The organism is Microbacterium sp. NPDC012755, assembly GCF_042901325.1.
Taxonomy (GTDB): Bacteria; Actinomycetota; Actinomycetes; order Actinomycetales; family Microbacteriaceae; genus Microbacterium; species Microbacterium natoriense.
Map to the genome: position 1 here is coordinate 2,366,869 of NZ_JBIBCT010000001.1, position 14,166 is coordinate 2,381,034.

Below are 14,166 nucleotides of genomic sequence, written 5' to 3' on the forward strand. Positions count from 1 at the left end.
CCCCATGGTCGCTTCCCGATCCGCCCTCTCCCGAGAGGAGATCGTCTCCGGTCTGCGTGCGCTTCTCGGCGCCGATCAGGTCGACACCGACGCCACCGCACTGCGCGAGGCGAGCGTCGACCGCTTCAAGAAGTACACCTCCGTGCACGGCATCTTCGACGGTCCGATCCCCGCGGCGATCGTCTACGCCCGTTCGACCTCCGACGTCTCGGCCATCCTCGCCTTCGCGGACGAGAACGTCATCAACGTCGTGCCCCGCACGGGACGCACCGCGACCGAAGGAGGTCTGGAGACGATCGTGGACGACTCGATCGTCCTGGACGGGTCGCGCATGGACGCGATCCTCGAGATCGACCCGATCGACATGATGGTCACGGCGCAGTGCGGCGTGCCGCTCCAGCTGCTGGAGGACACGCTGCGCGCGCAGGGTCTCACCACGGGCCACTCGCCGCAGTCCAAGCCGCTCGCGCAGATGGGCGGGCTGGTGGCGACGCGTTCGATCGGCCAGTTCTCGACCCTGTACGGCGGCATCGAGGACATGGTGGTCGGGCTGGAGGCCGTGCTGCCCGGCGGCGAGATCGTGCGGATCAAGAACGTGCCCCGCAGAGCGGCCGGTCCCGACATCCGGCACATCCTGATCGGCAATGAGGGCGCGCTCGCGGTCATCACCGAGGTCACCGTCAAGGTGTTCCGCTACCAGCCGGAGAACAACCGCTTCCTCGGCTACCTGGTCGACTCGCTCCCCGCCGGCGTCTCGGGGCTCCGCGACATCATCGTCGCCGGCTATCACCCGTCGGTCGCGCGCGCGTACTCCGAGGAGGACGCCGCGCAGCACTTCTCGCACTTCGCCGGCGGCAAGGCCGTGGTCGTGGTCGTGGCCGAGGGACCGAAGGGCATCGCGGAGGCCACCGAGGCCGGAGTCCAGGAGATCTTCGCGCGCATCCCGCACGAGAAGGTCGACCCCGCGCTGATCGAGACCTGGTTCGACAACCTCAACTGGGGTCAGGACAAGATCGACGCCGAGAAGCGCGAGATGCTCGAGAAGTCGCACCTGGGCTACACGACCGAGGTCTCGATCGACTGGTCGGGTGTGCAGGATCTCTTCGAGTCGGTCATGCACAGGGCTCGCACGGAGTTCCCGCGAGCCGCCGATCTGACGATGCTCGGCGCCCATTCCTCGCACAGTTACCAGACCGGGACCAACCTCTACTTCGTGTACGACTACGACATCGCGTGCGAGCCGCGCGAGGAGATCACGGAGTACCACGAGCCGCTCAACGCGATCGTGGTGGAGGAGGCGCTGCGCCTCGGCGGCTCCATGGTGCACCACCACGGCATCGGCAAGTACCGTACGCCGTGGACGCTGGAAGAGCACGGCAGCGCGTACTCGCTGCTCCGCGTGCTCAAGGACGGCCTCGACCCGCACGGCATCATGAACCGGGGGACCATCTACCCGCTGGAGCAGGCGGAGACGGCGACGGCGGAGTGAGCGAGACGGCGGAGGGCTTCGTGCTCGCGATCGACAACGGATCGCAGAGCACCAAGGTCCTGATCGTCGACGGCTCAGGGAGCGTGCACGCGAGCGCGCGGGTCGCGCTGCGACCGTACTCCACCCCGGCGCCGGGCCGATGGGAGCACCCGGACGATGATCTGTGGGACTCGATCGTCGTCGCGGTGCGCGCGGCCCTGGACGACTTCGACGGTGACCCCGCGGAGATCCGCGGGGTCGGACTCTGCACGATCCGCTTCTGTCGCGCCGTGCTCAGGGCCGATGGCTCGCTCGCCCAGCCGATCATGAGCTGGATGGATGAGCGGCTTCCTCGCGCCTACGAGCGGGAGACGGACGACTCGGTATACGTCACGACCTCGTCCGGCTACCTCGGCCATCGCCTCACGGGAGAGCGGCGGGATGCGGCAGGCAATTACCAGGGCATGTGGCCGATCGACACGCGGCACTGGGCCTGGAGCGACGATCCAGCGGAATATGCCCGGTGCGGCATGGAACCCGGGATGCTGTTCGATCTCGTCGCGCCGGGTGAGCAGCTGGGCACGCTGACGGCCGAGGTCGCGGCGACCACCGGGCTGCCCGAGGGGCTCCCGGTGTTCGCGACCTCGAACGACAAGGCCGTCGAAGCGCTGGGCGCGGGACTCCGCGACGAGGGCGATGCCCTTCTCTCGCTCGGCACCTATGTCGCGACCATGACCCCCGGCCCGCAGCCGATCGATGCGCACCCCGACGTGTGGACGAACTTCGCATCGGAGCCGGGCAGGTACCTGTACGAGAGCGGAGGGGTCCGTCGCGGCATGTGGACGGTGAGCTGGTTCCGCGATCTCGTGTCGCCGCTGGGCGCGGAGGTCTCCGAGGACGAGCTCAACTCGGGCGCCGAGCTCGTGCCGGCTGGCGCTGGAGGACTCGTCGCCGCGCTCGACTGGCTCGCGCCGGCCGACGAGCCGTGGCGTCGCGGCGCGCTCGTGGGTTTCGATGGCACGCAGGGGCGGTTCCACGTCTACCGCGCGATCCTCGAGGCTCTCGCGATCGAGACCGAGACCGGCGACGCCCGTGCGCGCGTCGCGCTCGGGCGCCCGCGCGGGACCCTCGTCGTCACGGGCGGTGGCAGCGGATCGGAGCTGATGCTGCAGATTCTCGCTGCCGTGTACGGTGTGCCGGTCCGCACTCCTCTGGTCCGCGATGCGGCAGGGATGGGCGCGGCGATCTGCGCGGCGGTAGGGGCCGGCATCCACCCGGACTGGGGGTCCGCCGTCGCATCGATGGTGCGTGTCGGAGCGCGCGTGGAGGTGGACCCGGTGCTGGCCGAGGCCTACGCCGAGGTCCGCGCGACCTACGCGCGCGTGCTGCCGCGGGTGCGGATGCTGTTCGCCGACGAGGACTGAACCCGTCCCCGCCGGACGGCGCGGGTCGCGCCGTCGGGGCTCAGCGCCAGATGGCCGCGATGCCGGCGTTGACGGCGGTCAGGATGCCGACGAGCCAGAACACGGCGGGGGCGATGGCGTCGCCGCGCTTCTGGCGGGCCGTGCCGATGCCGAGCAGGGCTCCGATGATCAGCAGGATGACCAGCTTGGTGCCGATCTTCACGTAGTTCATCTCGGCGCCCTCCGGCAGGCCCCACGGCGCGGCGAGTGCGAGACCGGCGACCGCGGCGATCGTCATTCCGACGCTCATCAGCCGCGTGAACTCGCGCGTGCCACCGAACGCCTGCACAGCCCAGGAGCCGAAGAGCACGGCGAATCCGATGAGGTGGACGAACAGGACGATGTGGCGCAGGATCTCCATGCGCTCACCGTACGCCGGAACCGGTATTCCGCGCCAGATAGGCGACCCTCAGTGCTCACGCCTCCGAGCGCTATTCCGAGGGTCGTCCGTTGTGCGACGAGGTCGCGCGCTCGGTCCGATCGCGCGACCCGTCGCCCGTCAGCCCCGCAGCTCCCTGATGAGGAGCGCGGTGCGCAGCGCGGCATCCGCGGCCTCTGCGCCCTTGTCCTCCGTGGAGCCCTCGAGGCCGGCACGGTCGAGACCCTGCTGCTCGTCGTCGAGGGTCAGCACGCCGAAGCCGACCGGCTTGCCCGCGTCGAGCGACACCCGGGTGAGGCCGTCGGTCGTGGCCGCCGAGACGTACTCGAAGTGCGGGGTGCCGCCGCGGATGATCACGCCGAGCGCGACCACCGCATCCGCTCCGCCGGCGAACGCCGCCTGCGCGGCCACCGCGAGCTCGAACGAACCGGGCACGCGCACCAGGCGATGCGTCGCCTGCGCCTCGTTCAGGATGCGCTCCGCTCCGGCGATCAGGCCGTTCGTGATGGTGTCGTGCCAGGTGCCGGCGATGATGACGACGTCGAGTCCCCGCCCGTCGATGCTCCCGGCCTGGGGTGCGCCTGCGCCGCTCATTCGTCGTCCTTTCCGTCGGCGAGAGCCTCTGCGAGCTCCGCCTCTCCGATGATGTGACCCATCCGGTCACGCTTGGTCTCGAGGTACTGGTGGTTGTTCGGCCCGACGCCGACGATCAGCGGCACCTGCTCCACGACGTCGAGCCCGAGCTCGCGCAGCTGCTTGACCTTGTCCGTGTTGTTCGTCAGCAGGCGCACCTTCGACACGCCGAGATCGGCGAGGATGCCCGCCGCCGCCGCGTATTCGCGGGCGTCGGCGGGGAGGCCGAGGGCGAGGTTCGCGTCGACCGTGTCGAGCCCCTCCTCCTGCAGGCTGTACGCCCGGAGCTTGTTGATGAGCCCGATGCCCCGTCCCTCGTGACCGCGCATGTAGATGACGATGCCGCCCTCCTGCTCGATCGCGTCGAGCGCCGCGTCCAGCTGAGGCCCGCACTCGCACTTCAGCGAGCCGAACGCCTCGCCGGTGAGGCACTCGGAGTGCACGCGCACCAGCGCGGTCTCGGTCGGCTCTCCCGAGACGACGGCGATGTGGTCCGTGCCGCTGACCCTGTCCTTGTACGCGAGGAAGCGGAACGTGCCGTGCGAGGTCGGAACCGTCGCATCGGCCCTCAGGCTCACCCTCCTGCCGGGGGAGGCGACGGCGCCGTCGGGGTCGATCTCGTTGAGGTGCGCGATCAGCTGCTCGATCGTGATGACGGGGACGCCGTCGCGCTCGCCGAGCTCGAGGAGGCCGGGCATCCGCATCATGCTGCCGTCTTCGGCGACGACCTCGGCGATCGCGCCGACCGGACGCAGCCCCGCCAGCTTCATGAGCTCGACGGCCGCCTCGGTGTGGCCGCTGCGTTCGCGCACGCCGCCGTCGACCGCGCGGAGCGGCAGCACGTGGCCGGGGCGGATCAGATCGCCCGCGGTCGACGAGGGGTTCGCCAGCACGTTCAGGGTGTGCGCGCGGTCGTGCGCGCTGATGCCGGTGGTGACGCCGGACGCGGCATCCACGCTGACCGTGTACGCGGTCGAGCGCGCGTCCTCGCTGGTGGCGACCATGGGCTGCAGGTTCAGGCTGTCGGCGAGATCGGTGGGCATGGGCGCGCAGATGAACCCCGACGACCAGCGCACGGTCCAGGCGACCCACTCGGGTGTCGCGAGTTCGGCGGAGAGGATGACGTCGCCCTCGTTCTCGCGGTTCTCGTCGTCGGCGACCAGCACCGGCCGGCCGGCGCGGAGCGCGTCGAGCGCTTCGGGGATGGTGGACAGGCTCATCGCGAGCCTCCTTCCTGTGCGACGCCGAGCTCGCGGAAGGCGAGCAGACGTTCGACGTGTCGGGCGAGGACGTCGGTCTCGAGGTTGACGCGGTCGCCGACAGAGCGCGCGCCCAGCGTGGTGGCGGCGAGGGTCTCCGGGATGAGGGAGACCTCGAACCACGCGTCGGCCTCGGACGGGGCGCTCACGGCGCTCACCGTCAGAGACGTGCCGTCGACCGAGATGGAGCCCTTGTCCACGACCAGCGGGGCGAGGTCGGCGGGGAGGCTGATCCGCAGCACGCTCCACTGCGCGCCGGGGCGCACCTGGAGCACGGCTCCCGTGCCGTCGACGTGGCCCTGCACGATGTGGCCGCCGAGGCGGGCGCCCACGGGCATCGCCTTCTCGATGTTGACGCGGGTGCCCACGGTCGCGCCGCCGATGGCAGCCACGTCGAGGGTCTGCTTCATCACGTCGGTGTCGAAGGTGTCGGCGGTCGAGCCCACCACGGTCAGGCAGACGCCGGACACCGCGATCGACTCGCCGTGCACGGCATCCGCTGCGGCCTTCGGCGCGCGCACCGTGAGCCGCCAGCCGTCGCCCGCTGGCGCGATGGCGGTGATCTCGCCGATCTCCTCGATGATTCCGGTGAACATCAGGCAGCTCCTTCGTCGTGAGCGTCGGTCGCGGTCGCGGGGTGTGCGATCGCGAGCAGGTCGGGTCCGAGCGGCCGCCACTCGTCGATGTCGAGGCGCACGGCCGCGTCGATCGACGGCACGCCGATGTCGGTGAGGGCGAGGCGCCGGCCGCCGAGCAGCACGGGCGCGACGTAGGCGAGCACGCGATCCGCGAGACCCGCGGCGATGAAGGCGCTGGCGAGCGTCGGGCCGCCCTCGACGAACACGCTCTGGACTCCGCGCGCGTGCAGATCGGCGACGACGGCCCGCAGGTCTCGGGTGTCGTAGAAGACGGGGGAGTGCGGATGCCTGCGCACCGCGGCGTCGTCAGGGGTCGGCCTCGAGCCGATCACGACGGGGACAGGCTGGTGCGGATACAGGGCATCGCCGTCACGGGCGGTGAGCGCGGGGTCGTCGGCGAGCACGGTGCCGGTGCCGACGACGATGGCGTCGGCGGCCGCGCGCCGTCGATGCACGTCGGCGCGTGCCGCGGGCCCCGTGATCCACTGGCTGGAGCCGTCGTCCGCTGCGGCGCGTCCGTCGAGGCTCTGCGCCCACTTCACGGTGATGTGCGGTCGCCCGAGACGCTGCACGGTGAGCCAGCCGTCGATCAGGGCGTGCGCGGCATCCGCCTGCTCGCCGGACTCGACGTGGACGCCGGCGTTCCGCAGCCGCTCCGCGCCTCCGCCCGAGACCGCGCCGGGGTCGTCGAGGGCGTACACCACACGGGCGACGCCGGCGTCGATCAGGGCGAGGGCGCACGGGCCGGTGCGGCCGGTGTGATTGCACGGCTCGAGGGTGACCACGGCCGTCGCTCCGCGGGCGGCGCCCGGCGTGAGCTTCGAGAGCGCATCGACCTCCGCGTGCGGGGTGCCGGCGCCGTGGTGCCAGCCCTCGGCGAGGACGTCGCCGTCGGGGGAGAGGATGACGGCGCCCACCTGCGGGTTCACGCCCCGCGGCCCCTGCGCTGCGAGTTCGAGCGCGCGACCCATCGCGCGGCGCTCAGCCTCGGTCACTGCCATCCGTCGTCCTCCTCTGAGGCTCCGGGGGATGCAGAACGCGCGCGCGAGCGCGCCGTGCTGCCTCCCTTCCGGACTAGCGAGATGACTCTCGCATCACCGTCGGTTCCGGATTTCCACCGGATCGGCATCCCGGTGGAACCGAGACGCTCGCGGACTGTCACCGCCGGTTCGGATTCACACCGACCCCGGAGCACGTTGATGCTCTGAGTGTACTCAACGCGTCTGACAGAGATTCATTCCGCGACATGAAAGGGAATGCGGTGCTACTTGAGCAGCCGCGACAGGCGGCGATCGGCGAGCGGCTTGCCGCCCGTCTGGCACGTCGGGCAGTACTCCATCGAGCGATCGGCGAAGAACACGCTCCGCACGATGTCGCCGCACACGGGGCACGCCTCCCCGCGGCGGGCGTGCACCTGCATGCCGCGGCGCTTGGCATCCTTCAGATCGGCGGGGGGCTTGCCGGAGGCCGCGGTCACCGCATCCGTCAGCGTCGCGTGCGTCGCGGCGAACAGCCGGTCGATCTCGTCGTCGTCGAGCTTCGCGGAGATCGCGTACGGAGACATGCGCGCGGCGTGCAGGATCTCGTCGGAGTAGGCGTTGCCGATGCCGGCGATCACGGCTTGATCGCGCAGGAGGCCCTTGATCTGCATCCGCTTCCCCGCGAGCAGGCCGGCGAAGACCTCGCGCGTGAACGACGGGTCCAGCGGATCAGGCCCGAGACGGGCGATGCCGGGGACGTCCTGCGGATCCCGCACGACGTAGACCGCGAGCGACTTCTTGGTGCCGGCCTCGGTGAGATCGAACCCGCTGCCGTCGTCGAGGGCGATGCGCAGCGCGATCGGCGACTTGCCCGGCTTGATCAGCGTGGTGGGGAGCGTGTCGTACCAGCGCAGCCACCCGGCCTTGGCGAGGTGGAATGCGAGGTGCAGGTCGTCGCGGCACGTCAGCACGACGAACTTGCCGTGGCGGGACGCCGCCGTGATCTCCGCGCCCTGGAGTGCGTGGATGGGCGGATCGTAGGTCTTCAGCGCCGAGATCGCCGCCACCGTGGCGCGGGTGATGGTGCGCCCGACGGCGCGCTCGGCGAGGAACGTCGTCAGTCCCTGGACCTCGGGCATCTCCGGCATGGACTCATCCTGACACCGGCATCCGACATCCGGCTAGGGGCGACGCTCAGACGGCGCTCAGCAGCAGGCGGATGCTGGCGGCGCGCAGGTGCTCGACGGCATCCAGGTCTCCGCGCAGATAGGCGATGAGCGCGTTGAGGAAGATCCCGTCGAACAGCGCATAGGCCGACGACGGATCGACGACGGGCGCGCGTCCCTCGAGTTCGGAGAAGCGCTGGACGACGGCCCACACCATGTCGCTGAGCAGCGCGTCGATCGCGATGATGGTGTCGCGGAAGCCGGCGTCGAACAGGGCCTGATTGCGCAGGTCGTACCAGAGCCGGTGCATGTCGGCTTCGTCGCGCAGCGTGGACGCCATCTCTGCGCCGAACCGCTCGGCGAGTTCGGCTCCGCTCCTCGACGACTCGACGATGGGGTCGTAGCGCCGTGCGCACTCCGACTTGTACTGCCAGATCGCCTGGCCGATCAGATCGTCCTTGTCCTCGAAGTAGTAGTGCAGCAGCCCGTGCGACAGCTCGCTCTGGGCGGCCACATCGCGCAGGCCGGTGCGGGCGAATCCGCGCTCGGCGATGGCCGTCAGCGCGGCATCCGCCAGCTCGCGTCGACGCGCGGCGAACTTGTCGGTCCCCGCCCGCTCCGCGCGCACAGCCGCATCGCCCATCACGCCTCCTCCGGTCTCGGTGAAGCGATCATACGCCCTGCGGAGGGCGCTGATCCGCGTTTTTGGGCAGATGTCCAGATTTTCCTTGTCAAGTGTCCAAATTTCTGATCTGCTGTCCCCATCGCTTTCAACGACGAAAGGAACGGATCGACATGACCACTGATCTCACGGGGACACGTGCCCTGATCACCGGCGGCGCGAGAGGGCTGGGGCTGCGCACGGCGCAGGTCCTCGCCGAGAGGGGAGCAGCCGTCGTCCTCGCCGATGTCGACGAGTCGGCCGGCACGGCAGCCGCCGCGGCGCTCACGGCAGACGGACGTCAGGCGACGTTCGTGGCCCTCGACGTGACGGATGACGCGTCCTGGACCGCCGCCACCGCGCAGGCGCTGGACGCCCTCGGCGGACTCGATGCCCTCGTGAACAACGCGGGCATCGAGATCTCCGACCTTTTCGTCGACCTCGACGCCGCGAACATGCGCAGGATCCTCGACGTGAACGTCCTGGGTACGGCGCTCGGCATCAAGCACGCCTTCCGCAGCATGCGCCAGGACGACGGTTCGGGAGCAGGCGGCGCGATCGTGAACATCGCCTCGGTGGCGGCGACCATCGCCTTCCCGGGCATCGCAGCGTACTCGGCATCCAAGTCCGCCGTCGAGCGGCTCACCAAGGTCGCCGCCGCGGAGTCGGGCCGTCTCGGCTACGGCGTGCGCGTGAACACCGTCTGCCCAGGGCTCGTCCCCAACGCGATGGGCGCGCAGCTGGCCGGGGACATGGAACGGCTGGGGCTGTTCCCCTCGGCGCAGGACGCCGTGACCGCCGTGGTCGGCCTGACGCCATCGGGGCGCCTCGCGACGGAGGACGACATCGCCGCGGGGATCGCGTTCCTGCTCTCCTCGGACTCGGCGTTCGTCAACGGGACGACGCTGTCGATCGACGGCGCGATGGGGATGTGAGGAGAACACCATGAGCACGGACAAGCCCGTCGTCGTCTACGGCGTCAGCGGATACACGGGCCGGTTGATCTGCGAGTACCTGCGCGAACTCGGCGTGCCCTTCGTGGCCGCGGGGCGTGATGCGGAACGCGTCCGCGAGGTCGTGGAGAAGATCCCGGGGATCGAGACGGCCGACTACGAGATCGTCGGCGTCGAGAACGACGCCGCGGCGCTGGCGGAGGCATTCGACGGCGCCACGGTGATCTGCAACACGGTGGGACCGTTCATCAAGTTCGGCCCGGAGGTCGTCGAGGCCGCCCTGCGGATCGGGGCGCACTACACCGACACCACCGGAGAGCAGGACTGGGTGATGGCCGCGCGCGACCGATGGGGCGCGCAGTTCGCCGCGAAGGGGCTGCTGCTGTCTCCCGGCATCGCGCACATGTACACGACGAGCGAGATCGCGGCCAACATCGCCCTCGAGCCCGGGGGATACGACACCCTCGACATCCTCGTGTTCTGGAAGGGGCTGCCGACCTTCGCGTCGACGCAGACCATCTTCACGATCCTCAAGGCCGACTGGTACTACCTCGAGCAGAACCAGCTCGTTGCGTGGGACCACCTCTCGAGGTTCGACGTGACGGTGCCCGGCTACCACGAGCAGGCCGTCGCGGTGCCGTGGGGCGGGATGTCGCATCCGATCTGGTTCCAGCACGACCCGCGGGTGTCCAGCGTCCGCTCCTTCGGCGGCGTGCTCAACCGCGCCGTGATGGAGAACGTGGGATTGACGGTGCAGATGTTCGAGGAGCAGATCAAGCCGCTCGAGCCGGAGGCGCAGGAGAAGGCGCTCGCCGACATCGCCGCGGGCCTCCAGGCGAGCATGCCGCCGCGTGAGAACCCGCGCTACAACAGGTCGGTCGACTCGGTGCACGCGTCCGGTCCGCTCGGTCGGTCGCACGTGGTGATCCACGGCAACAGCAACTACAAGCAGACCGGACTGCTGCAGGCCTTCGCCGCGTTCTCGCTGATCCAGGAGGCGCCCCGCCGGGTCGGATTCGCCTCGGCGTGCCAGGCGTTCGGGTACCACGAGCTGCTGGGGCAGCTCCGCGCCTTCGGCCTCGTCGCCGAACCCGTGGTCACCCGGGTGTGACCACCCCACAGGGGCGGCGCGCCCCCCCCGCGCGGCGCCCCCCCCCCCCCCCCCCCCCCCCCCCCCGGGGCCCCCCCCCCCCCCCCGGGGCCCCCCCCCCCCCCGCGGCGCCCCCCCCCCGCCGCAGGCACCCTCGATCCCTCTGGAGCACCCATGCACTTCGCCGCACTGCCCGCCGTCCGCGCCGCCGAGGCCCCGGCAGCGCCCAGCCTGCGCGACGACGCCGTCGAGCTCAGCAACGCCGACCTCCTCGCCAGGGTCGAGGCCGCGGCTGGAGCGCTGCACGCGCGCGGTGTTCGCGCCGGCAGCGTCATCGCCCTGGCACTGCCCAACCGGGTCGAGCTGATCGTCGCGCTGTTCGCCGCGTGGCGACTGGGAGCGGCGGTCACGCCGATCAATCCGGTCCTCGGACAGACGGAGGCGGCGTATCAGGTCGCGGATGCCGGCGCGGTGCTGGTCGTCGCGGAAGACGGCACGCGCGATCTCGGCGCACCCTCCGTCCTCCTCGACGAGCTCGCAGCGGGGGACCGCGTCCTCGGGCATCCTCTGACGACGACCGACGATCTCGCGCTCCTCATCTACACGAGCGGAACGACCGGGAGCCCGAAGGGCGTCATGCTCACCCACGCCAACCTCGACGCGATGACCGCGTCGTTCGTGGAGTGGTTCGAGCTCGGAGCCGCTGATCACAGCCTCCTCGTGCTCCCGCTGTTCCACGCGAACGGCATCGTGCTCGGCACGCTGACCCCGCTGCGCGCAGGGGGCCAGGTCAGCATCACCGGGCGCTTCTCACGCGACAGGTTCTTCGCCGACGTCGAGCGGCTGCGCCCCACCTACTTCTCCGCCGTGCCGGCGATCTACGCGCTGCTCTCCTCTCTGCCCGACGACGTGCGGCCGGACACCTCGTCGCTGCGCTTCGCCGTGTGCGGCGCGGCGCCGATGCCGGCCGAGTCGATCGAGCGCTTCGAGAAGCGGTTCGACGTCACGATCGTGGAGGGCTACGGGCTCTCCGAGACGACCTGCGCCTCGACCATCAATCCACTGCACGGAACCCGCAAGCCCGGAACCGTCGGTCTTCCGCTGCCCGGCCAGCGCGTCGCCGTGATCGGAGAGGACGGCCGGCACCTGGCATCGGGCGAGGTCGGCGAGGTGGTGGTCTCCGGCCCCGTCGTCATGGCCGGGTACCTGGGGCGTCCCGAGGAGACCGAGCGGACCGTGGTGGACGGATGGCTGCGCACCGGCGACCTCGGCCGGTTCGATGAGGACGGCTACCTGCAGATCGTCGACCGCATCAAGGACATGATCATCCGAGGGGGAGAGAACCTCTATCCCAAGGAGATCGAGAACGCGCTCTACACGCATCCGGACGTGCGGGAGGCCGCCGTCGTCGGCGCACCGGACCCCGTGCTGGGCGAGATCCCCGTCGCCTTCGTGTCGCTGAGCGCGGACGCCGCGGCCACACCCGACGAGCTCGACGCGCATGCGCGCAGCATCCTGGCGTCGTTCAAGTGCCCCGCTCGCATCATCGTCCTCGACGAGCTCCCCAAGAACCCGGTCGGCAAGATCGACAAGCCGGCGCTCCGCCGCGGACTGCGGGTCGCGTCGTGAGCGTCGTCGTCGCCGGCGTCGGGATGATCCCGTTCGTCACGCCCTCGCGCACCGCGTCGTACGACGTGATGGGGGAGCGGGCGATCCGGGAGGCGCTGGCGGATGCCGGCATCGGACTCGACGTCGTGGACGCGGTGTACGCGGGGTACGTCTACGCCGACACGGCGGCCGGACAGACGGCCGTCTACGGGGTGGGGACGACGGGGGTCCCGGTGTTCAACGTCAACAACTACTGCGCGAGCGGATCGAGCGCGCTGTGGCTGGGGCGCCAGGCGATCCTCTCCGGCACGGCCGACTGCGTGCTCGTCGTGGGGTTCGAGCAGATGGCCCGTGGCGCGATCGGCAGCATGTACGACGACCGCCCGGACTCGCTGTGGCGGTTCACCGAGTCGCGGGTGGCGCATCGCGGCGCCTCCGATGCGCCACCGGCCGCGCAGTTCTTCGGCGACGCCGGGGCGGCGTACGCGGAGAGGTACGCGATGGATCCCGCCGTCTTCGCGCACGTCACGGTCAAGTCCCGTCGGCACGCCGCCGCGAACCCCTACGCGGTGTTCCGCGATCCGATCACGGTGGAGGAGGTGCTCGCTTCCCCGCACGTGTACGGGCCTCTCACACGACTGCAGTGCTGCCCGCCGACCTGCGGAGCGGCCGCGGCGGTGCTCTGCACCGAGGAGTTCGCGCGGGCGCACGGACTCGACGCCTCGGTGCGCATCCGAGCCCAGGCGATGACGAGCGACAGAGCCGACACGTTCGGCGGAGACGCGATGGCGCTCGTCGGAGCATCGATCGCGCAGCGCGCCGCGGATGCCGTCTACGAGGAGGCCGGCGTCGATCCACGCGACCTGCGGGTCGTGGAGCTGCACGACTGCTTCACGACGAACGAGGTGCTCGCCTACGAGGCGCTGCGCCTCACGCCCGAGGGCACGAGCGAGCGCTTCATCCTCGACGGGCAGAACACCTATGGCGGACAGGTCGTGACGAACCCCTCGGGCGGACTGCTCTCGAAGGGGCATCCGCTCGGCGCCACGGGACTCGCGCAGTGCGCAGAGCTGGTGTGGCAGCTCCGGGGCACGGCCGGTGACCGCCAGGTCGACGACGTCACTCTCGCGCTCCAGCACAACCTCGGCCTCGGCAGCGCGTGCGTCGTCACCCTGTACGAGCGGGTCTCCGGAGCGTGAGGGGTCAGCATCTGCCGGATACGGGGGCATAGATGCGGCATTCTGCGACCCCTCACGGCCGGCAGGGTCAGAGGATCGGCCAGGGCACGGGTGTGCGGTCGTCGGAGGGGAGGAGGCCGGCGGTCCAGCCGTCGTCCCGCCCGCGCGGGCTGGTCAGGGCCTGGCGGCGCAGGCCCTCGTAGCGGAACCCGAGCGCCCTGGCTGCACGTGCAGAGGGGATGTTGCCGACGACCGCCTGCCACTGGATGCGGGCGAGTCCGAGCTCGGCGAAGCCCCACTCGACCACGGCGCGACCCGCCTCGACCAGATATCCGCGACCGCGGGCCTCCCGCGCCATCCAATAGCCGAGTTCGGCGTGCGCGCCGCCGACCTGCGGCGTGAATCCGTCGAGGCTGATGACGCCGAGGAACGCGTCGTCCGCCCGGATGCCCCACACGGCGCCCGTCTCCTCCGCCCAGCCGTCGGCGATCATCCGGATGAACCCGTCCGCGTGCTCGCGCGTGTACGGGCTCGGCACCGTCGTCCAGCGTGGGATCTCCGGGTCCTGGCAGGCGCGGTCGATCGCCTCGGCATCCGCCTCCGTGGGCGTGCGCAGGACGAGACGATCGGTGGTGAGGGTGACCGGTTCCATCCCGGCATCCTATGCGCCGGACCCGATGTCGGAGGCCC

General features: G+C 70.7%; 14 protein-coding genes and 1 riboswitch. Of the genes, 6 read left to right on the plus strand and 8 right to left on the minus strand.

Features of this window, described 5'->3' with window-relative positions; translation table 11 throughout:
• Nucleotides 1–4 precede the first annotated feature (4 nt).
• Nucleotides 5–1,489 (plus strand): FAD-binding oxidoreductase, encoded by a 1,485-nt coding sequence (locus ACFY5A_RS10940; protein ID WP_387233926.1) that lies wholly within the window; start codon nucleotides 5–7, stop codon nucleotides 1,487–1,489.
• Nucleotides 1,486–2,892 (plus strand): FGGY family carbohydrate kinase, encoded by a 1,407-nt coding sequence (locus ACFY5A_RS10945; RefSeq protein ID WP_341939835.1) that lies wholly within the window; start codon nucleotides 1,486–1,488, stop codon nucleotides 2,890–2,892. The genes ACFY5A_RS10940 and ACFY5A_RS10945 overlap by 4 nt, the downstream gene beginning before the upstream one ends.
• A gap of 40 nt (nucleotides 2,893–2,932) precedes the next feature.
• Here the strand turns inward: ACFY5A_RS10945 and ACFY5A_RS10950 are convergent, their stop codons facing one another.
• The 7 genes from ACFY5A_RS10950 to ACFY5A_RS10980 all read right to left on the minus strand — a co-directional run bounded on the left by ACFY5A_RS10950 (nucleotide 2,933) and on the right by ACFY5A_RS10980 (nucleotide 8,629).
• Entirely contained in the window at nucleotides 2,933–3,292 is a 360-nt protein-coding gene (locus ACFY5A_RS10950) for a Fe-S protein (protein WP_341939834.1), read from the minus strand.
• Nucleotides 3,293–3,430: 138 nt separating this feature from the next.
• The gene (gene ribH, locus ACFY5A_RS10955) at nucleotides 3,431–3,904 is read right to left on the minus strand and encodes a 6,7-dimethyl-8-ribityllumazine synthase (RefSeq protein WP_341939833.1); all 474 of its coding nucleotides are present in this window, start codon (nucleotides 3,902–3,904) and stop codon (nucleotides 3,431–3,433) included.
• Complete coding sequence (gene ribA / locus ACFY5A_RS10960; protein WP_341939832.1) at nucleotides 3,901–5,163, minus strand: GTP cyclohydrolase II; 1,263 nt, start codon at nucleotides 5,161–5,163, stop codon at nucleotides 3,901–3,903. The genes ribH and ribA overlap by 4 nt, the downstream gene beginning before the upstream one ends.
• Nucleotides 5,160–5,798, minus strand: coding sequence for a riboflavin synthase (locus ACFY5A_RS10965; RefSeq protein ID WP_341939831.1), 639 nt, complete (start codon nucleotides 5,796–5,798; stop codon nucleotides 5,160–5,162). Before ACFY5A_RS10965 ends, ribA begins: the two co-directional genes overlap by 4 nt.
• The gene (gene ribD, locus ACFY5A_RS10970) at nucleotides 5,798–6,841 is read right to left on the minus strand and encodes a bifunctional diaminohydroxyphosphoribosylaminopyrimidine deaminase/5-amino-6-(5-phosphoribosylamino)uracil reductase RibD (RefSeq protein ID WP_387233930.1); all 1,044 of its coding nucleotides are present in this window, start codon (nucleotides 6,839–6,841) and stop codon (nucleotides 5,798–5,800) included. Before ribD ends, ACFY5A_RS10965 begins: the two co-directional genes overlap by 1 nt.
• A gap of 52 nt (nucleotides 6,842–6,893) precedes the next feature.
• Nucleotides 6,894–7,037: riboswitch (FMN riboswitch) on the minus strand.
• Nucleotides 7,038–7,104: 67 nt separating this feature from the next.
• Nucleotides 7,105–7,968 carry an Fpg/Nei family DNA glycosylase gene (locus tag ACFY5A_RS10975; RefSeq protein WP_223586796.1) on the minus strand — a complete coding sequence of 288 codons (864 nt, stop codon included), beginning with the start codon at nucleotides 7,966–7,968 and terminating at the stop codon, nucleotides 7,105–7,107.
• Nucleotides 7,969–8,014: 46 nt separating this feature from the next.
• Nucleotides 8,015–8,629: a TetR/AcrR family transcriptional regulator gene (locus tag ACFY5A_RS10980; RefSeq protein ID WP_105676163.1), complete on the minus strand. Its 615-nt coding sequence runs from the start codon at nucleotides 8,627–8,629 to the stop codon at nucleotides 8,015–8,017.
• 152 nt (nucleotides 8,630–8,781) lie between these two features.
• Between ACFY5A_RS10980 and ACFY5A_RS10985 the strand changes: the two genes are divergently transcribed.
• From ACFY5A_RS10985 to ACFY5A_RS11000, 4 genes are all read left to right on the plus strand, one after another.
• Complete coding sequence (locus ACFY5A_RS10985) at nucleotides 8,782–9,582, plus strand: SDR family oxidoreductase (protein WP_344011635.1); 801 nt, start codon at nucleotides 8,782–8,784, stop codon at nucleotides 9,580–9,582.
• Nucleotides 9,583–9,592: 10 nt separating this feature from the next.
• Complete coding sequence (locus ACFY5A_RS10990; RefSeq protein WP_387233935.1) at nucleotides 9,593–10,711, plus strand: DUF5938 domain-containing protein; 1,119 nt, start codon at nucleotides 9,593–9,595, stop codon at nucleotides 10,709–10,711.
• A gap of 153 nt (nucleotides 10,712–10,864) precedes the next feature.
• On the plus strand, nucleotides 10,865–12,319 hold the full coding sequence (locus ACFY5A_RS10995) for an AMP-binding protein (RefSeq protein WP_341939826.1): 1,455 nt from the start codon (nucleotides 10,865–10,867) through the stop codon (nucleotides 12,317–12,319).
• Nucleotides 12,316–13,497, plus strand: coding sequence for a lipid-transfer protein (locus ACFY5A_RS11000; protein WP_387233939.1), 1,182 nt, complete (start codon nucleotides 12,316–12,318; stop codon nucleotides 13,495–13,497). The genes ACFY5A_RS10995 and ACFY5A_RS11000 overlap by 4 nt, the downstream gene beginning before the upstream one ends.
• A 67-nt stretch (nucleotides 13,498–13,564) precedes the next feature.
• Here the strand turns inward: ACFY5A_RS11000 and ACFY5A_RS11005 are convergent, their stop codons facing one another.
• Nucleotides 13,565–14,128, minus strand: coding sequence for a GNAT family N-acetyltransferase (locus ACFY5A_RS11005; protein WP_387233942.1), 564 nt, complete (start codon nucleotides 14,126–14,128; stop codon nucleotides 13,565–13,567).
• Between the last annotated feature and the right edge of the window lie 38 nt (nucleotides 14,129–14,166).